Below are 437 nucleotides of genomic sequence, written 5' to 3'. Positions count from 1 at the left end.
CCGGCGGCGACGCCGGAGGATCTGCGGTTGCTGGCGCAGGTGATCGTGCAGTACCTCGACCCGGACGGCGCGGAACCCGCGGACGACATCGCGATGCGGGCACGAGGTCTGACCCTCGGACGCGCGAAAGACGGAGTGATCCCGATCCGGGGACGGTTGTTGCCGGAGGTCGCGGGACAGTTGCAGCGCCTGTTCGACGCGTATCTGAACCCGAAAGTCGACGGACCACCCGTCCCTGGAGTCGTGTTCGAGCCCTCGGACCGGAGCGATGCGGGTGCCGAGACGCCGGAGGGCACCGACGGAGACGCCGGGGCCCGGGATGGTGTCGCCGACGATGGCCCCGAAACGGATGACGGTGTCCTCCCATCCGGCGATCCGGGGCGGATGATCGACCCGCGTTCCCGGTCGCAGAAGCAGCACGACACCCTCGCCGCGAT

General features: G+C 69.8%; 1 protein-coding gene. It reads left to right on the top strand.

The window, feature by feature from the left end:
* Positions 1-437, top strand: a 437-nt coding sequence (locus DW298_RS00015) for a DUF222 domain-containing protein (protein ID WP_136040462.1), incomplete at both ends; no start/stop codon positions are given.

Origin of the sequence: Microbacterium sp. A20, assembly GCF_004794515.1 — a bacterium.
Lineage (GTDB): Bacteria > Actinomycetota > Actinomycetes > Actinomycetales > Microbacteriaceae > Microbacterium.
This window is presented reverse-complemented; position numbering and strand designations above follow the sequence as displayed.